The following is a 15,164-nucleotide window of genomic DNA, read 5'->3' on the forward strand; positions in this document are numbered from 1 at the left end:
GGAGGAATACCCGAAGAGGCTTCACCCGTGCTCGCAAGGAGCATCAGGACAGTGCACACAACCCCATAACAACAATCAAAAAGGTTTCGTAATGAAAACAATTGCGCACGCGCCACCGGCCGCCCTCAAACCCTGCCAGACCTTGCGCTGGATGGTCTGCGGCCTGGTATTTGTCCACTACATACAACCCGCCATGGCCGCCAGCGGGGCAACAGTGACGGTGACCATGGCCGCGTCCACCCCGCAGAGCCCGGTCCCGGCTCCCGGCGGCGCCACAGTCTCCACCCAACAAGGGGTGCCGGTGATCAATATTGTTGCCCCCAACGCCACGGGGCTTTCCCACAATCAGTTCCTGAACTACGACGTCGAGCGCCAGGGGCTGGTGCTGAACAATTCAACGGCGGCAGGCCAGTCGCAATTGGCCGGGCAACTGGGTGCCAACCCGCAGTTCAATGGCCGTGACGCGAGCCTGATTCTCAACGAAGTGATCAGTCGCAACGCCTCCCGCATCAACGGCCCCCAGGAGATCTTCGGCCGGGCGGCCGACTATGTGCTGGCCAACCCCAACGGCATCAACGTCAATGGCGCCAGCTTTATCAATACGCCGCGAGCCGCCTTCGTGGTGGGCAGCCCGGAGTTCGAGGACGGGCGCCTTGCGCGCCTCACAACCTTTGACGCGCCCAACGAGCTGATTGTAGGTGACCGCGGACTGAGCAACATGGCAGGCGCCATAGACCTGATTGCACCGCGTATCGACGTCAACGGCAGCATCGATGCACGGAGCGACCTGAATGTCATCATGGGTTTCAACCAGGTGGCGTATGAAGATCGAAGGATCGAACAGGTACGCCAGCCGGCCAGGCCGCCCGTCGACGCGCAGCTGTTCGGCGCGATGCAGGCCGGGCGGATCAATATCATCAGCACCGTCGACGGCGCCGGGGTCAAGGTTGCCGCGCCGCTGCTGGCCATGGCAGACCTTACGGTGGCCTCGGCCGGCAACCTGGAAATAACCGGCAGCACCCGGCCAGACTCCCTAAACGCCAACCGCACCCTGTTGAACAGCGACACCGGCGATGTGCAGTTGCAGGCCAAGGACGACCTGGTGCTCACCGCCACCGACGTCAGCGCACGCACCATCGACGCCAGCGCCGGGGGTGACCTGCGGCTCGACGCCCTGACCAGTTCGCGTAAAACCGAGCAGCGGGAAAACTGGGAGAGTAAATTCCTGTTCATTACCACCGAGACCTACGACCAGAAAACCACCGACAGCCAGACCCGGCAGCACGGCAGCAACCTCACGGCCACTGCCGACGTAAGCCTCAAGGCCGGCAAAAATATCGAGTTCAAGGCCTCCACCGCCAGCGCCGGCGGAACCCTTCAGGCCGAGGCCGGCAAGGACCTGCGCCTGAGTGCACTGAACGACTCGAAGGAAACCCGCGAAACCCTCAACCACCGCAAAAACCTCTGGCGCGGCGACTACGATAAAACCGAAAAAATAGAAACCGTCCGCAGCAGCAGCCTCACCAGCGGCGGCGCGATGCAGTTGAGCAGCCAGCAGGACCTGCAAGTACTCGGCAGCGAGGTCGTGAGCCAGGGCGACCTGACGATCGACGCCGGGGGCAAGGTGGACATCGGCACCACCCGGGTCGTCCAGGAGAGCTGGCAAAAAGACTACGAAGGCGACTTGCTCTCCGGCAGTTTTTTCGGCGAGAACCTGAAGGACGAACGCAACGAAGACCTGGTGGTCGGCAGCCTGGTGGAGGCCAACGGCACCTTGCGGCTGCGCTCGGAAAACGTCGCCATCAGCGGCAGCCAGGTCGTGGGAGAGAAAGATGCGTTGCTGGTCAGCACAAGCGGCGCCCTGAGCATCGACGGCGCGCAAAACCGCGTGACGTCGGACAAGTCCGTCACCGACAGCAAACTGTTTGGCCTGCTCAAGGACCAGACCCGCGAGCGCAAGAACACCGCCACTCAGGTCCGCAGCCAGGTGCAGTCGCACAGCAATCTGCGCCTGCAAAGCGCCAGCGACTTGAACGTGGTGGGCTCCGACGTGTCGGCACAAGGCCGGCTCGAACTGCAAGCCGAGGCCGACATCAACCTGCTGGCAGGCAAAAACACCGCCCAAACCCTCACTGAGACCGACCAGCACGGGTTCTCCGCCTCCGCCGGTGAAACCAAAGAAGCCGCGCCCGGGATCAAGGGGTCGGAGCAATACCAGGCCGGGATCAACTACAACCAGAAACAAACCACCACCACCGAGGACACCCTCACCCACGAGGGCAGTCAACTCACCGGCGCCAGCGCGGACATCAACGCCGGCAATAATCTGCGGGTCAAGGGCTCCGACGTAACGGCCACCGACGGCGATTTGAACCTCTCGGCCCCCTCCATAGAACTGCTCAGCGAGGCGGATAAAAGCCTGCGGGTCGTCGAGGAAAACAGCCTCAGCCTTGGCCAGTTCTACACCGGCGGCATGGACCGCGCAGGCGGCGGCTGGCAGGTCGACAAGGACAAGGACGTGACGACCACGGACACCTCCACGGTTCAATCAAGCCAGTTGAGCGCTGCGGGAAATATCAATGTGATCGCCGGTGAGGGCCAGGGCCAACTCATCACCGAGGCCGCCAAGGTCAAGGCGGGCGGCGAGCTGAATGTCAGCGCGGGCACCCTGGAAAATCGTGCGGTATACGACAGCGTTGTCGAGACCCGGGAGGTCGACCACTGGAGTGTCAGTGTCGGCGCCAACATCGAATACAAGGACGTGACCCGGCCGATCAAGAAAGTCGTCGACGGGATCGACCAGACCAAGGTCTACCAACCTTCGGTGCTGGATGCGCTGGACCCACCCAACGCCGGTATCGACCTGGCCGTCAACGTGCTGGACAGCCGCGCCGAGTCGGGTTCCACCACGGCGGTGGTCAGTGAGTTCGAAGGCGCCTCGGTCAACGTTCAGGTCGACGGCGCGCTGACCGACACCGGCACGCGCTATGTGGCCACCGACGGCACGCTGTCGATCACCGCCGGAAGCCATGCGTTTGCAGCCGCTGAAAACACCATGTTCAGCCGGGACAAGGGCACCGACGTCGACACCGCCTTGCGGGTCTATACCACCACCGGCAGCGACATCAACGCGCGGGTCCTCGGCTCGGGCGGCAGTTTCGACTTGCGCCAGGCCACCGGCACCGCGGTACCCGGCAGCCTGGAGGGCAAATACGGGATCCAGGTGCAGTTGGGTACGGATGGCCGGTATGAGGGCACCCGGTTTGATGCAGGCCAGGGTGACCTCAAAATCCGCACGCCGGGGTCCCTGAGCTTTACCGAGGCCCGCGACTGGCAAACCAGCGATGAAACAACCCTGGGCGGGTTTGGCTGGGTGGAGGCCGGCACCAGCCCCGACACCCTGAAAAAAGCCAACGCAGGCGGCCAGCTCGACAAAGCGTGGCTGGTGGTGGAAGACACCCAGGGCCGTGGCGCCAGCCTGTTAGCCGAAGGCCTGACCGAGATTATCGCGGGGCAGGACCTTACATTGCATGGCGCGCAAATCGGCAGCGCTGAACGCAACAGCGGCGATGGGCGACTCAAGGCCGGCGGTAATGTGGAGTTGCTGGCCGGTATCGACACCTATTCGGCCGCCGGTGGCAACCTCGGCGGCGGTGCGCGGGCGAGCGTCAAGGCCACCCAAAGCGACACCGCCAGCGGAACGAGCGGCGGGTTCGGCCTCCAGGGCGGCGTGGGCAGCATTGATGAGCGCGGCACCCTGCAACGGGGTGGCAGCCTCGACAGTCGCGGCACGGTGCAAATCGAGGGCCGGAATGTGCGCCTGCAAGGGGTGCAAGGCAAGGCTGAGGCGTTCGAGCTGGCTGCCATCGGCGGCGAGCTGATCCTGGAGTCCGCCGTCTCCAATGAGCAGCGCGACAACAAATCCCTGACCGCCGGGCTGGGCGCCAGCCTCACCCGCAGCTCAGAGTCGTCCGACAACGGCTCGGGCCTGTTCGCCCGGGCGAAAGGCGGCATCGACCAGCTCGACAGCCAGACCCACGACAACACGCGCCTGGTGGCTGACCGGGTGCAGCTCGACAGCCGGGGCGATACCCGACTGCTGGGCGCCACCGTCACGGCCGGCGAGGTCAGCGGCTGGATCGGCGCTGACCTGGTGGTCGAGAGCCGGCAAGATCAGGTACAGGCATTGACACTGAACCTGGATGCGCAACTGACCACCGAGAAAAACCCGTCCGGCGGGATTGATAAGGCAAGCGTTGCCGCCGGCCCGTTCGGTGACACCGTGAAAAACACCGGCAAAAAACTCTACGAAAAAGCCGCCGACAAGACCCAGGCGCTCAAGGACAAGTTGCTGGCCAGAAGTAGTGGCAGCCCTGGCGCCTCCCGCGATCGCTTCAAGGACCTGCTGTTCCAGAACCCGAAAAACCGCGATGTCACCCCGACCCTGCTGGCGGACTTCAGCCGCACGCGCAATGACACCGTGGCCGAGGCTTCCGGGATCCGGGGCCGTGACGGTGTGGATTTGCAGGTGGCGGGCGGCGTCGACCTGCTGGGCGCGCGGATAGGCTCCAGCGGTGGCACAGTGGACCTGGGTGGCGCGTCAGTCACCGGCAAGGACTTGAGTGGCCGCGACCAGCGCACCGACCTGGGCATCAACGCCTCAGCCTCCCCCTTGCTGCTGGGCCTGGCGCTGAACCAGGAGTTCACCAAAGAACGTGACCCGCAAAGCCTGGCCGACGAGCAGTTCAATACCGGCCTGCTGCGTACCGGCGGGTACGACCAGCGCCAGTTACTGACCAGCGGGGTTGATCAGAAAGGCCGCTGACAGCGGCACGCAAGCGGTGCAGCCGCGGTACCGGGGCTGCCCTCTAACGAGCTTTTAAAACAAGCGTATGTTTTTTCATTGACAGCTTCCCGGCATCCTCATAACCTCGCCAGACTTTCAACGTACCGGGAAAACGGACGTGGGCAGCATCTACCTGATTCGACATGGCCAGGCCTCCTTCGGTGCAGACGACTATGACGTGCTGTCGCCCATCGGCGTGCAACAGGCGCAAGTGCTCGGCAGCCACCTGGCGGAACTGGGCCTGAGCTTCGACCGTTGCGTGTCAGGTGACCTGCGTCGCCAGCAGCACACGGCCACCGCCGCCTTCGAACAGTACAGCGCCCTTGGCCTGCCGGTACCGCCGCTGGAAATCGACAGCGCGTTCAACGAATTCGATGCCGAGGCAATCATTCGCGCCCTGCTCCCGGACTTGCTGCACAGCGAACCCGAAGCCCTGCACATCCTGCGCAACGCCGCGCAAAACCGCGGCGAGTTCCAGCGCATCTTTTCCCTGATTGTCGAACGCTGGTTGGAAGGCACCTACGACCCGCCGGGCCTGGAAAGCTGGCTGGGGTTTGTCGAACGGGTGCAGGGTGGCCTGCAACGCCTGCTCGAAGCCGCCGACAGCAGTGACAAGATCGCCGTGTTCACCTCCGGCGGCACCATCACCGCCCTGCTCCACCTGATTACCCGAATGCCTGCCGCACAGGCCTTCGAACTGAACTGGCAAATTGTTAACACCTCGCTCAACCACCTGAAATTCCGTGGTCGCGAGGTGGCACTGGCTTCCTTCAACAGTCATACCCACTTGCAACTGTTGAAGGCGCCGCAGCTCATCACCTTCCGATGAATTGCGGCCAACCGTGACCCCAAGGTCACTGGACTCACCATAAAAGGATCGAAACCATGACTGACGTAGCTAAAGCCGTAGAAGCAATGAAAGCCAAATTCAACCCAGCCGCTGCCGACGGCCTGGACCTGGTGTTCGGTTTCCGTATCGACGACACCCAGAACTTCTCGCTGGTTGTGAAAAACAACACCTGCGAACTGCTGGAAGGTGAAAACCCGGACGCCCAGGTCACCCTGGTGATGGACGCCGAAACCATGAAAGGCATCGTCAGCGGCGAAACCGACGGCATGCAAGCGTTCATGGGCGGCAAACTGCGCACTGAAGGCGACATGATGCTGGCCATGAAATTGAGCGAGCTGTTCCCGGCCTGATCAGGGTAACCCTGGCCAGACCAAGTGAGTTTGTGTGGGAGCCGGGCTTGCCCGCGATAGCATCACCTCAGTGCAACTGATTCACCGAGGCGTCTGCATCGCAGGCAAGCCAGCTCCCACATAAGCCCCACATTTTGATCGTATTGTTTTCAGGTTTTTGGCTGCAACAACAGCGCCACCAACGCACTCCACCCCGTCTGGTGCGACGCCCCCAACCCCCGCCCGGTCTCGCCATGAAAGTACTCATGGAACAACACCAAGGTCGCGACTCGCCGGGTCCGCCTCCAACTGCGCATACCCCACCATCGACGGCCTTGAACCGTTTTCATCTCGCAGAAACAAGCGCGTCAGCCGTTGACTCAGACCGTCTGCCACCTCCTCCAACGAAGCCAGGTACCCACTCCCCGCCGGGTACTCCACCGAGAAATTGTCGGCGTAGTAGCGATGAAATTCCCGCAGCGACTCAATCAGCATGTAATTGACCGGCATCCACAACGGCCCACGCCAATTGGAGTTGCCGCCGTACAACCGCGAATCCGACTCCGCCGGTTCATAGCGGGCACACAGGGTGTTGCCATTCATCTTCAGCGCCAGCGGTTCCTCGGCAAAGGCTTTGGATAGCGAGCGCACCCCAAACGTGGAAAGAAACTCGGACTCATCCAGCATGCGCCGCAGCAAATCCTTGGTACGCTCGCCCCGCAACAGCGCCAGCAACAGGCGATTACCCTGCCCCGGCTCGTTCCAGCGCGACACCAACTTGGCCAGGTCCGGTCGGTGTTTCATAAAGCCCAGCAGACGCTCACGCAGCCCTTCCAGGCCTTCATGCTCGCGCTGCTCCAGCACCAGCACCGCAAACAGCGGCATCAGCCCGACGATGGAACGCAGCCGCACCGGTTCACTTTCACCGCCGGGACGGTGCAGCACGTCGTAGAAAAACTGGTCCTGTTCATCCCACAGGCCTTCCTCACCGTTGTCCACGCGGTTGATCGCGCCGGCGATGTACAGGAAGTGCTCGAAAAACTTCACCGCGATGTCCACGTACACGACGTTGCGCTTGGCCAACTCCAGGCCGATGCGCATCAGGTCCAACGCATAGGCGGCCACCCACGCCGTGCCGTCCGCCTGGTCCAGCTGATAACCCGGCGGCAAATCAGCCGAGCGGTCGAACAGCGCAATGTTGTCCAGCCCGAGGAAACCACCCTGGAACAGGTTGCGGCCCTCGGCGTCCTTGCGGTTGACCCACCAGGAAAAATTCAGCAGCAGCTTGTGGAAAATCCGCTCGAGGAAATCCATGTCGCCCACGCCCTTCAGCGCCTTGTCCTGCTGGTACACCCGCCAGCTGGCCCAGGCGTGCACCGGCGGGTTGGCATCGTCGAAACGCCACTCGTAGGCCGGCAACTGGCCGTTGGGGTGCATGAAGCGGTCCTTCACCAACAGCAACAGCTGCTGCTTGGCGTAACCCGGATCGATCAGGGCAAAGGCCACCGCCTGGAAACCCTGGTCCCACGAGGCGTACCACGGGTATTCCCAGGTGTCGGGCATCGAGAGGATGTCGAAATTCGACAGGTGCCGCCAATGGGTATTGCGGATATGCAGGCGCTCGGGCGGCGGTGCGGGCTGGGCCGGGTCGCCGTCGAGCCACTGGTTCACGTCGAAGTAATACAACTGCTTGGACCACAGCAACCCGGCCAGGGCCTGGCGCTGCACGTTGCGCGCATCTTCATCGGCGATGCCCTGTTGCAGCGCCGCGTAGAACTCGTCGGTCTCCTGGCGGCGCTGTTCGAACAGCTTGCGTGCATTGATCCAGGGCGCATCCGCCGGGGCGAAGCGCAGGTACAGGGTTTTGCTTTCCAGGCCCGCCAGTTCCAGGATGAAACGCGCGGCGACCTTGGTGCCGGAGTCCCGGCGAATCGCGGTTTGCGCTCCCGTGGTCACGTAGTCGTTGATCCCGTCCTTGAATGGCCCCGGCGCGGGTTGCCCATCGAGCTTAGGGAAGTTGGTTTCGTTCTCGCAGAACAGCCATTCCACACCGTCCTGGCCCCAGGCACTCAGGTGGCGGTCAAACAACTCGTGGTGCCGTGCCACCACCTGCTCGCCCTCCAGGCGCAACTCGGGCTTGGGCGCATCCGCACTCCAGCTCCAGTCGTTGCGCGCCCACAGGTGCGGCAACACCTGCAAGCGCGTGGGCTGGTCGGAACGGTTGTGCACGGTGATGCGCATGAACACATCGTCAGGCTGGTGCTTGGCGTATTCGACGGTGACGTCGCAGTAGCGGTTGTCTTCGAATACCCCGGTGTCGAGGATTTCGTATTCGGCATCCCCCAGGCCACGGCGGGCGTTCTCGGTGATCAGGTCTTCATAGGGAAAGGCCGCGTGGGGGTATTTGTAGAGCATGCGCATGTAGGCATGGCTCGGCACGCCATCGACGAAAAAGTACAGCTCCTTGACGTCTTCGCCGTGGTTGCCCTCGGCGTTGTTCAGGCCGAACAGGCGCTCCTTGATGATTGCGTCGTGCTCGTTCCACAGCGCCAGGCCCAGGCACCAGCGCTGGGCCTTGTCGCTGAAACCCGCGAGGCCGTCTTCGCCCCAGCGGTAGGCGCGGCTGCGGGCATGTTCGTGGGGAAGTAGCGCCAGGCGTCGCCGTCGGCGCTGTAGTCTTCGCGCACCGTGCCCCATTGCCGCTCGCTCAGGTAGGGGCCCCAGTCACGCCAGCGCTCGGCGTCGTCCCTGGCCAGGCGCTGGCCTTCAATCGTTTCCAGAATGTTCGTCGCAGGCTGTGCCGTCATCGAGTCTTCCGTCGCGTTCCGAAGTGACGGCCAGTGTAGAGCCCATCGGCGGTGAGATGCACGTGAAGCTAATAACATCCCGCTCATTCATTTGTAGAATGAAGTCCAGAGGATTCTTCGTTTGCAAGGCCGTGGCAGGCCCAACAAAATCAACCCACCGTGCATTTTATCTCTATAGCCGCCAGGAATTTTTCTATGCCCACCGCCCGCCCTGTCAGCCCTGACGACATTCGCAAAGGCTTCTCCAAGGCCATGTCCGACATGTACCGCGATGAAGTGCCGCTGTACGGCGCGTTGATGGAACTGGTGGCCGAGACCAATGCCCGGGTGCTCAACACCGATACCGGGCTGGCTCACCAACTGCAGCGCACCGGGGAAATCCAGCGCCTGGACATGGAGCGCCACGGCGCCATCCGCCTGGGCACCGCTGAAGAACTGGCGACCATCAGCCGCCTGTTTGCGGTGATGGGCATGCAGCCGGTGGGCTATTACGACCTCACGCCCGCCGGCGTCCCCGTACATTCCACGGCCTTTCGCGCCGTGCACGAAAGCGCCCTGCAAACCAGTCCGTTCCGGGTGTTCACCTCCCTGCTGCGCCTGGAACTGATCGAAAACCCTGAACTGCGCGCCTTCGCCCAATCCGCCCTGGCCAAACGATCGATCTTCACCCCGCGCGCCTTGGAGCTGATTCAACAAGCGGAAACCGATGGCGGCCTCGACGCCGCTCACGCCGAGGAGTTTATCCGGCAAGCCCTGGAAACCTTCCGCTGGCACCACACCGCCACCGTCACCGCCGCCCAATACCAGCAACTGAGCGACCAGCACCGGCTGATCGCCGACGTGGTGGCGTTCAAGGGCCCGCACATCAACCACTTGACGCCGCGCACCCTGGACATCGACCAGGTACAGGCCGCGATGCCTGGCAAAGGCATTACCCCCAAGGCCGTGATCGAAGGGCCGCCCCGCCGCCAGTGCCCGATCCTGCTGCGCCAGACCAGCTTCAAGGCCCTCGACGAGGCGATTGCCTTTACAGATGCCAAGGGCAGCCACAGCGCACGCTTCGGCGAAATCGAACAACGCGGCGTGGCGCTCACCCCCAAGGGCCGGGCGCTGTACGACCAACTGCTGAATGCGGCGCGGGATGAACTGGGGGCGTTTCCGAATGAAGCCAACGCCGGGCGCTACACCGAATTGATGGAACAACACTTCCAGGCGTTTCCCGACGATCACCGGCAGATGCGCGAACAGGAACTGGCGTACTTCCGCTATTTCGTGACCGAAAAAGGCTTGGCCGCGCAGCACAAGGCCGCCACCCTGGACGCATGGATCGCCGCCGGCCACGTGGACGTAGAGCCCCTGGTGTATGAAGATTTTCTGCCGGTGAGTGCGGCGGGGATTTTCCAGTCGAACCTGGGGGATGCGGCGCAAAGTCACTACGCGGCCAACGCGAACCAGGCCGAATTTGAAAAGGCCCTGGGCCGCCAGACCATCGACGAGTTGACGTTGTACGGGGAAACCCAGCAGCGCTCGATTGACGAATGCACCCGCGCGCTGCTGGCTTGAAAAAGAGAGTTCGCCCGGCCACAGCGCATTCCATGCGCCGTCTAAGAGCCCCAGTGCCGGGCGAACGATTGGCATGATAGGCAGCGACGGCGTCGCTGTCTTTCAGGCAATTCTGAACAAATCTTCTACCTGGCCGCCGCTTTCTCCAGTTGCTCGACGATCTTGTCTTTGATCAACAGGCGTTTCTTCTTCAGTTTTTCCAACTCCTCATCGCCGCCGCTTGAAGACTCAAGCTCCAGCACCTCCTTGTCGGCGCTGTCGTATTGGTGCAGCAGCGAATCCAGGTAGTTGTCGCCCGCCCTGCGCTTTTGAATGTCTTCCTTGGTGAAAGTCAGGTCCTGATACAGGTCGTGTTTCACTGGCATGGAGTACCTCCGCAAGTTGATCATTGACTGAATGCCCTTTGAAGCTAGCCCATCCGACGGGCTCTTGTCATGTTTGAGATCAACCTGTCGCGTTTGAATCCCCGTTCGTCGCTGGGCAGACGATTTCATAAAACCTTTGGCCCACCCTGCCCTCCACTGTAGATCGTCACCCGATGGAGAACAGGTTCCATGAATCACGCTGCCAACGCTGTCGACACCCAGTGCATCAACACTATCCGTACCCTGGCCATGGACGCCGTGCAGAAGGCCAATTCCGGCCACCCCGGCACGCCTATGGGCCTGGCGCCCGTCGGCTACACCCTGTGGAGCCGCTTCCTGCGGTATCACCCCGAGCACCCCGACTGGCCCAACCGCGACCGTTTCGTGTTGTCGGTGGGCCATGCCTCGATGCTGTTGTATTCGCTGTTGCACCTGGCGGGCGTGGTGGAGATTGACGCCCACGGCAAGCGCTCCGGCGAGCCGGCGATCAGCCTGGATGACATCAAGCAGTTCCGGCAGATGAGTTCGAAAACCCCGGGCCACCCCGAGTACCGCATGACCACCGGCGTGGAAACCACCACCGGGCCACTCGGCCAGGGCTGCGCCAACAGCGTCGGCATGGCCATGGCCGAGCGTTGGCTGGCCAAGCGTTTCAACCGTGACGACCAGGTGCTGTTCGACTACAACGTGTACACCCTGTGCGGCGACGGCGACATGATGGAAGGCATCAGCAGCGAGGCCGCGTCCATGGCCGGGCACTTGAAGCTGGATAACCTGTGCTGGATCTACGACAACAACACCATCAGCATCGAAGGCCACACCGAACTGGCCTTCAGCGAGGACGTGATCAAGCGCTTCCAGGCCTATGGCTGGCACACGTTGCACGTTACCGACGCCAATGACCTGACGGCCCTGAGCGAGGCCCTGAGTACCTTCCAGAAAAACACCGGCGCCCCGACCCTGATCGTGGTCGACAGCGTGATCGGCTACGGCTCGCCCCACAAACACAACACCGCTTCGGCCCACGGCGAACCCTTGGGCGAAGAAGAAATCCGCCTGACCAAAGCCGCCTACGGCTGGCCCGAAGACTCAAGCTTCCTGGTGCCGGACGAAGCGCGCACGGTCCTGCGGGATGCGCTGCTTGCGCGCAGCAAGCCGCTGTATGAGCAATGGATACACACCCTGTCCCACCTGGAACAGTACGAGCCGGAACTGGCTGATGAACTGCGGCGCATGCGCGCCGGCGAAATGCCCGAGCATTGGCAGGACCAACTGCCGAGCTTTGCCGCAGATGCCAAGGGCGTTGCCAGCCGCGCCGCCGGTGGTGAGGTGTTGAATGCGTTTGCCCAGCAGATCCCGTGGCTGCTGGGGGGCTCGGCAGACCTGTCGCCCTCCACCAAGACCAACCTGACCTTCGATAGCGCCGGGCGTTTCAGCGCCGAGAACTACGGCGGGCGCAACCTGCACTTCGGTATTCGCGAGCATGCCATGGGCGCGATTGCCAACGGCATGGCGCTGTCGTACCTGCGGCCCTACACCTCGACCTTCCTGGTGTTCAGCGACTACATGAAACCGCCGATTCGCCTCGCAGCAATCATGGAGCTGCCGGTGGTGTTCGTGTTTACCCACGACTCGATTGGCGTCGGCGAAGACGGCCCTACGCACCAGCCCATCGAACACCTGACCCAACTGCGCGCCACACCGGGCCTGCTGACCCTGCGCCCGGGTGACGCAAATGAAACCCTGGAAGCCTGGAAAATCGCCCTGGCCCAGACCCATCGGCCGACGTGCGTGGTGCTGTCGCGGCAAAATCTGCCGACCCTGGACCGCACGCAATACGCCGCCGCCTCGGGCACGTCCCGTGGTGCCTATGTGTTGGCCGGCGCCGAGAAGCCCCAGGTGATCCTGATCGCCACCGGCAGTGAGGTCAGCCTGGCCGTAGACGCCTATGAGCAGCTGAAATCCGAGGGCGTGGCGGCACAAGTGGTGTCGATGCCGAGCTGGGAGTTGTTCGAAGAACAGGACCAGGCCTACCGCGACAGCGTATTGCCGCCCACGGTGAAAGCCCGGTTGGTGGTGGAACAGGCAGGCCCACTGGGCTGGGATCGCTACGTGGGGCAGACCGGGGCGAAAGTGGTGATGAACAGCTTTGGCGCCTCGGCTCCGCTGTCCAAGTTGCAGGCCAAGTTCGGCTTTACCCTGGAGAACGTGGTGAAACTGGCGAAAGAGCAAGTCAAGCTCAACGCCACTGGCTAGGCTCAGGCACGAGGCGATGAAGGATAAGTAGAGGGAAGCGCGCAAGTTCTGGATAATGGCCCCCGCGTGATCACACGCCCAGCCAACGATACGGAAATCTTGCTCGATGAAATTGCTGCCCCTTCTCGCCTCTGCCTTGCTGCTTCCGTCCATTGCCCATGCAGGCGATGCCGCCCTGGACGACACCCTCAAGGCCTTCAGCCGGTGTGACGCCAGCTTCTTTTCCAGCCTCAAGGCCCACAGCGATGCCTGGAAAGCCTACGCACCGCTGAAGCAGGATAAGGATGCCGCGTGGATTCCGGTGGCCAACCGCAGCAGCCGCTCCGGCAATACGGTGGCCTTGCGCGACCTGCCCCCGTCGCCGGAATGAAGCTGCTGTCCTATTTCGACGAGAGCACCAACCTGGGCAACGCAGGCTACTACTTCTACTGGGGCTTCATGGTGGATGGCAGCCCGGATGACGTTGCCAAACGCCTCAGCCCGCTGCTGGAAAAACCCGCCCTCCTGAAGAAAATCGACACCGCTTACGTGCGCAGCGAACTGCGGTTTCGCGACAACTGGCTGAGCATCGAGCCGATGCCCGGCGTCGCTCCCGGCAAGTCGCGTGTGGAGCGCGTACTGCTGCTGGAACCGGAAGGCGCACAAACCCGCCTGAGCTGCTCGGTGCAAGGTGCCGTCGACGCCGCGCTGCTGGTGCAATTGCGCCCGGACATCCCGCCGGCCGAATACCCGCAAACGCGCCTGGAAACGGCGATCGGCGATGTTCCCGTGCCCCAGGACATTCTGAAGAAACTTGACTCGGCGCTGCTGGCGCCGAAATTCAAAACCTTGAGCTACACCTACGTGAACAAACCGGGCGGAACCCGCAAGTCGAGCCCGGTTTCGATTGTGCTCAAGACCGAAAGCGGGCTGATGAGCAAAACCGAGCAATACGGCAGCTTCCACGTCGAGCGCCTAACCAAGGCCGACCTTATCCAGTTGAAGGCGAAGATGGTCGGCCTCGGCGATGACAGCGTGCTGCAAACCAGCGAACTGGAATTCAAGGCGCCCCAAAACTGGAACCCGGGCCAGACCCTCAGTGCACGAATGCTCATGAAGCATGTGCCGGCCAAGGCCAACGACGAGCCCTTCAAGACTCGCCTGGAATGCACCGTGGGCGAACGCATGCCTGCCCGCCAGGTATTTGCCTCGCTGCCGGGTGACGCCATCAAGCTGGCGTGTGTCCAGGGGGATAACCGCACCTCCAGTGTCTTTATCGAAGACCTGGGCTTCGCCATGACACTGGAGTCAACCTCCGGCGCCGATCATGACGTGTACGAAATCACCGCCCTGGAGGTGGTGCGCTGATCACTTGCCGCCAGTCACATCCAGGAACGTTCCCGTGATGAAGGACGCCTCGGCGCCGGCCAGCCACAGGATCGCCCGCGCCACTTCTTCGGGCTGACCGCCCCGGCCCATGGGGATCGAATCCTTCACGCGGTCAACCCGCCCCGGCTCCCCGCCGCTGGCGTGAATATCGGTGTAGATATGCCCGGGACGAATACAGTTGACGCGTATTCCCTCCCGGGCGACTTCCTTGGCAAACCCGATGGTAAAGGTCTCAAGCGCACCCTTCGACGCCGCGTAGTCGACGTATTCATTGGGGCTGCCGAGCCTGGCCGAGGCCGATGAGAGATTGATCACCGACCCGCCCCGGCCGTTGTGACGAAACGACATGCGCTTCACCGCTTGCTGGGCACACAGCATCGGACCGATCGCGTTGACCGCAAAAATCCGCTGCATCCGTTCGAACGCCAGGTCCTCTACCCGGGACTGCAAGGCGTTGATCCCGGCGTTGTTGACCAGCACATCGATGCGACCAAATTCCCGGTCGATCGCGGCAAACAGTTGAATGACCTGCTCCGGGTCAGCGCTGTCGGCGCGCACCGCCAACCCCCGGCGCCCGACCGCTTCGACATCAGCCACCACCGCGAGGGCGGCAGGCTCGTCGGAAACGAAGCTGATCGCCACGTCATATCCTTGTGCGGCAGCCAGCCGCGCGGTGGCGGCGCCAACGCCACGACTTCCACCCGTAATCAGAATCAGCGGTGCCTGCGGGACGGTATCCATTGAGCGAACCTCATGTGGTGGTGGGAAATGCTTTACCGG

At 62.6% G+C, this 15,164-nt stretch carries 9 protein-coding genes and 1 pseudogene; 7 read left to right on the plus strand and 3 right to left on the minus strand.

Going from position 1 to position 15,164, the window contains the following annotated elements:
• Positions 1 to 91 precede the first annotated feature (91 nt).
• From JFV30_RS15915 to JFV30_RS15925, 3 genes are all read left to right on the plus strand, one after another.
• Positions 92 to 4,825, plus strand: a complete 4,734-nt coding sequence (locus JFV30_RS15915; RefSeq protein ID WP_201124563.1) for a hemagglutinin repeat-containing protein — start codon at positions 92 to 94, stop codon at positions 4,823 to 4,825.
• 139 nt (positions 4,826 to 4,964) lie between these two features.
• Positions 4,965 to 5,675 carry a histidine phosphatase family protein gene (locus tag JFV30_RS15920; protein ID WP_201124564.1) on the plus strand — a complete coding sequence of 237 codons (711 nt, stop codon included), beginning with the start codon at positions 4,965 to 4,967 and terminating at the stop codon, positions 5,673 to 5,675.
• Between the two features lie 56 nt (positions 5,676 to 5,731).
• Positions 5,732 to 6,046, plus strand: a complete 315-nt coding sequence (locus tag JFV30_RS15925; protein ID WP_010210990.1) for an SCP2 sterol-binding domain-containing protein — start codon at positions 5,732 to 5,734, stop codon at positions 6,044 to 6,046.
• Positions 6,047 to 6,195: 149 nt separating this feature from the next.
• Here JFV30_RS15925 and JFV30_RS15930 read toward each other — a convergent pair.
• Positions 6,196 to 8,832: pseudogene (locus tag JFV30_RS15930) on the minus strand (MGH1-like glycoside hydrolase domain-containing protein).
• Between the two features lie 195 nt (positions 8,833 to 9,027).
• On the opposite strand from JFV30_RS15930, the gene hglS reads away from it, so the two are divergent.
• Positions 9,028 to 10,395 (plus strand): 2-oxoadipate dioxygenase/decarboxylase HglS, encoded by a 1,368-nt coding sequence (gene hglS, locus JFV30_RS15935; protein ID WP_201124565.1) that lies wholly within the window; start codon positions 9,028 to 9,030, stop codon positions 10,393 to 10,395.
• Between the two features lie 125 nt (positions 10,396 to 10,520).
• Here the strand turns inward: hglS and JFV30_RS15940 are convergent, their stop codons facing one another.
• The gene (locus tag JFV30_RS15940) at positions 10,521 to 10,760 is read right to left on the minus strand and encodes a DUF465 domain-containing protein (protein ID WP_201124566.1); all 240 of its coding nucleotides are present in this window, start codon (positions 10,758 to 10,760) and stop codon (positions 10,521 to 10,523) included.
• Positions 10,761 to 10,949: 189 nt separating this feature from the next.
• Here JFV30_RS15940 and tkt point away from each other — a divergent pair, with 189 nt between their 5' ends.
• From tkt to JFV30_RS15950, 3 genes are all read left to right on the plus strand, one after another.
• Complete coding sequence (tkt, locus tag JFV30_RS15945; protein ID WP_201124567.1) at positions 10,950 to 13,016, plus strand: transketolase; 2,067 nt, start codon at positions 10,950 to 10,952, stop codon at positions 13,014 to 13,016.
• Positions 13,017 to 13,122: 106 nt separating this feature from the next.
• Positions 13,123 to 13,386, plus strand: a complete 264-nt coding sequence (locus tag JFV30_RS33245; RefSeq protein WP_242487096.1) for a hypothetical protein — start codon at positions 13,123 to 13,125, stop codon at positions 13,384 to 13,386.
• Entirely contained in the window at positions 13,383 to 14,363 is a 981-nt protein-coding gene (locus JFV30_RS15950) for a hypothetical protein (RefSeq protein ID WP_242487097.1), read from the plus strand. The genes JFV30_RS33245 and JFV30_RS15950 overlap by 4 nt, the downstream gene beginning before the upstream one ends.
• Here JFV30_RS15950 and JFV30_RS15955 read toward each other — a convergent pair whose 3' ends face one another.
• Positions 14,364 to 15,125 (minus strand): SDR family oxidoreductase, encoded by a 762-nt coding sequence (locus JFV30_RS15955; protein ID WP_169388895.1) that lies wholly within the window; start codon positions 15,123 to 15,125, stop codon positions 14,364 to 14,366.
• Between the last annotated feature and the right edge of the window lie 39 nt (positions 15,126 to 15,164).

Origin of the sequence: Pseudomonas sp. TH32, assembly GCF_016650855.1 — a bacterium.
GTDB lineage: Bacteria > Pseudomonadota > Gammaproteobacteria > Pseudomonadales > Pseudomonadaceae > Aquipseudomonas.